Origin of the sequence: Pseudomonas sp. NPDC098747, from assembly GCF_044760045.1 — a bacterium.
GTDB lineage: Bacteria > Pseudomonadota > Gammaproteobacteria > Pseudomonadales > Pseudomonadaceae > Aquipseudomonas.
Genome location: NZ_JBIWAL010000131.1, coordinates 1 through 2,657 on the forward strand (window position 1 = coordinate 1; position 2,657 = coordinate 2,657).

Below are 2,657 nucleotides of genomic sequence, written 5' to 3' on the forward strand. Positions count from 1 at the left end.
TACCGATGCCGGTTGTAATGCAGGCCGCTTTCTTCATCGAAATACTGCCCCTGAAAGCGCAGCGGCTGGTCCAGGTATTCCTCGCCGGCCAGGGTGATCGCGGCGACTTTGCCGTAGGCGTCGTATTGCGCCGACCAGACGATTTCGCCGCTGTAGTCGGTGAGTTCTTGTGGGGTGCCGAGGTGGTCGAGTTGGTAGTAGAACGGGCAGGCCTTTTTGGGGCCTTTGCCGTCGAGCAGCGCCAGCGGGCGGAAGGTGCCGGGTTCGTACACGTAGCTGCGGTGCTGGGTTTGGCTGCTTTCGGCGACGAGGTGGTCGCCTTGCCAGAAGAACTCGGTTTTTTCGCCGTCGACGGTTTTGCTGATGCGCCGGCCGAAGGCGTCGTACTGGTAGGTCGCGGTTTTGCCGTCGGGGCGGGTCAGGCCGATGAGGCGGTGTTGGCAGTCGTAGCGGTATTCGGTGACGAGTTTTTGGGCAGTGCCACGGCGTTCGCGGATCAGGTTGCCGAAGGCATCGTAGTCGTAGTGGCGATCGCCCTGCATCAGCAGGCGGTTGCCCTTGATGTGTGTGGGGCCGGGACGGTCCTGCATGAGCAGGTTGCCGGCCGGGTCGTGGGCGAAGGATTCCGGCAGTTCGTCGCGCGAGTGGCGCACGCGGATCAGGCGATTGAGGGCGTCGTAGCCGTAAGTGCGCTGGCCGTGGCGGGTGTCGGCGATGTGTTCCAGATTGCCGTTGGCGCTGTAGGCATAATCGCGGCGGTACAACGAATCGTGCTGATGGCCTACGGCATGGGCGAGCAATCGGCCCTGATCGTCGTAGGCATATTCGCTGAGCAGCAAACCTTGCTGACGTTGTTGTTCGCGACCCGACTGATAGACGTGTTGCGTCAACGGCGCGCCGTTGAGGTGGATCGCCGTGAGCGCGCCGCCCTTGGCGTACTGATAATCGAGCTTGCTGTTGTCCGGCAGGCGCATGCGTTTGAGCTGGCCGCAAGCGTCGTAGGCGTAACGCAGCGTGCCCCAGCCCTGATGCTCGGTGATCAGCCGGTCCAGCAGGTCGTATTCGAACGCCAGCGGATGTTTCTGGCCGTCATCAACGCCGACCAAACGACCGAGGCGGTCGTACTGATAGATAACCTTGATCCCGTCAGGCAACGTCTTGATCAGCAGACGCCCGGCCGCATCGCGCTCGTAGGCCGTGACCAACACCGAGCCGTCATCCCCGAACTCGGTCTTTTCCAGCAGATGCCCATTGAGGTCATAGGCATACGCTGTACGCCGCCCATCGAAACCGGTTTCCTGTCGGATCAGTCCGGTCGGCGTGTAGTCCAGACGGTACTTTTCGCCGGACTCGTTCTCGATTTCGGTGAGCAGCAGTTGCGCATGGTCGTAGCGGTACTGCACCCGCGTACCGTCGGGGTTGATCCGCCGCGAAACCAGATGCAGGTCGTCGTCATACTCAAAACGGGTGATGCGCCCGAGTTCGTCGCGTTCGGCGGTGACCTGGTTGTAGGCGCCGTAGCTGTAGGCGCGGGTGGCGCCCGTAGGAGAAGTCGTCTGGATCAGTCGGCCAACGGCGTCCCAGTGCTGACGCGTGATCGCACCGTGTTCGTCCTGCGTTGTGCTCCGCCGCCCCTGCACATCGTAGGAAAAGCGCCGCACGCCGCCATCGGGCAGGGTTTCTTCAACCAACTGACCGAGGGTGTTCCAGACAAAAACGTGTCGACTGGTGTCCGGATAACGGATCGACAACAACTGCCCGCGGGCGTCGTAGTGGTAATGGGAAACCTGACCCTCAGGATCGACCGCCTCAGTGACATCGCCCTGAGCATTGCGCCGCCAGGTCCATACCGCGTCGCCACGGGAACGGCTGTGCAGGAAACCGTTGCGGTATTCGTAGGACGTTGGTTCATCGTCGGGAGGAAGCAGCGCGATCAGGCGTCCGACATCGTCGTAGCGGTATTCGGTGACCGCGCCTAAAGGATCCTGCTCGGCGACCAAGCGGCCCGCAGAATCGTAGGCCTTGAGGTGTTCGCCGCCATCGGCCTCGACCTTGCGCACCAGCCGTGCGCGGTCATCGTGAACGTAGGTTTCTTCAGTGCCATCGACGTAATGCACGACGACACTGCCGTCGTCCTTCCAGGCGTAACGCGTGTCCATCTGCGAGAACGACGCCCAGTGCCTGACGCAACGCGCCGATTTGCCTGACCGTTCCCACTCCCAGAAAAAACTCGCGCCCCCGGTGAGTTGTCGCTGGAGGATGACGTGCAGATCGTCGTAGTCGTAACGCTCGCTTTCGCCAACCGCGTTACGGGCCTCGACCAGATGCTGATAGGCGTCGTACACATAACTGACGAGGGTCTGTTCGGTGTGCCAAGGCTCAGCAAAGTTTTGAGCCGAGTCGAAGCGCTGGTAATCAACCGCAATCAGATGCGCCCGGTCATAGCGCAACAACAGCGACCGGCCAGCGCCATTGTCCAAACGCTGGATACGATCCTGCCGATCCCGAACAATGCGCAGACGATTGCCATACGCATCGCTGATCGCCGTCAGCCGCCCCGTCCGAAAGTGATAAAACTGCGCCGCATCCCCCGCCAGTGCGAGGACCAGTTCCTCCGGTTCATCCCCCAGAAAAATCGCCGCCCGCGACAGGCTGTT

At 61.7% G+C, this 2,657-nt stretch carries 1 protein-coding gene; it reads right to left on the bottom strand.

Annotated elements, in window-relative coordinates; translation table 11 throughout:
- The coding region (locus ACIQVE_RS29440) for an RHS domain-containing protein (RefSeq protein ID WP_402815450.1) at positions 1–2,657 on the bottom strand (2,657 nt) is incomplete at both ends.